This window comes from Kitasatospora sp. NPDC096204 (genome assembly GCF_044763205.1).
GTDB lineage: Bacteria > Actinomycetota > Actinomycetes > Streptomycetales > Streptomycetaceae > Kitasatospora.
On record NZ_JBIWFT010000108.1, the window covers coordinates 1 to 1,225 of the forward strand.

The 1,225-nt window shown below is 73.0% G+C and carries 1 protein-coding gene; it reads left to right on the forward strand.

The features are described 5' to 3' along the window. Positions 1 to 118: 118 nt before the first annotated feature. Positions 119 to 1,225: trypsin-like serine protease (locus tag ACIQ87_RS40325; RefSeq protein ID WP_402417259.1), on the forward strand; the 1,107-nt coding region annotated here is incomplete at its 3' end.

Consider the following 1,225-nt stretch of genomic DNA (forward strand, 5'->3'; position numbering starts at 1 on the left):
ATCCCGGCCCGTTCCCTGTCCCGCCGGACCGGTCGTCACCCGGGCGCTGCCCGGTCGCCGGTCCGGCGGGACACCACCGTCACGTCACCGTCACGTACAACCCCAGGGGGAATTCCCGATGTCCGACAAGTCCCGTTCCCGGCGGACGGGCGCGCTGGTGGCCGCCGCGGCCTCCGGCGTGCTGGCCACCTTCTCGATCCCCCCGGCCCACGCCGTGGTGGGCGACCCGGCCGCCGACGGCTCCTACACCTTCACCGCGCGCCTGGTGATCGGTGACAACCTGCGTGGCTGCACCGGCGCACTGGTCGACCGCAACTGGGTACTGACCGCCGCGTCGTGCTTCTCCGACGACCCGGCACAGCCGCAGGCGCTCGCGGCGGGTGCGCCGAGGTGGAAGACGACCGTCACGGTGGGCGCCAAGTCGTTCCAGGTCGCGGAGTTGGCGCCGCGTCAGGACCGGGATCTGGTGATGGCCCGCCTGGCCACGCCCGTGGACGGGGTCGCTCCGCTGTCGCTGGCGACCACGGCCCCGACGGCCGGGCAGAGCCTGCGGGTGCCCGGTTTCGGCCGGACCAAGGACGAGTGGGCGCCGCTGAAGCTGCACACCGGCGTGTTCTCGCTCGACACGGTGAGCGCGACCGGCATCGGCACCACCGGCACCGGTGGTGCGGCGATCTGCAAGGGCGACACCGGTGCTCCGGCGATCCGTGAGGTGAACGGCAAGGCCGAGCTGGTCGCCGTCGCCTCCCGCTCCTGGCAGGGCGGCTGCCTGGGCACCCCCGCCACCGAGACCCGCACCGGCGCGTACAACACCCGGGTCGACGACCTCGGCGGCTGGGTGCAGCAGGTCAAGGCATCCCGTCCGGACAGCCGGCTGTTCGCGGTCGGCGGCGACAACCAGGTCTGGACGAACGACGGCGCGTACACCACGAACGTGTGGGGCACCTTCGAGGCCGTTCCCGCGAGCGGCGGCATCCGTCAGGCCAGTGCCGTCACGATGGGCGACAAGGTCCGCCTGTTCGCGGCCGACACCGACGGGCGGATCCGCACCGCGGCCAGGGACGCCGCCACCGGCGTCTGGACCCCGTTCGCTCTCGTGCCCAACACCAGCGGCGTCAAGCAGGTGACGGCCGTCGCCATGGGCGACAAGGTCCGCCTGTTCGCGATCGGCGGCGACGACAAGATCTGGACCGCGACCGGCGACTACACCGCCGGAACCTGGACC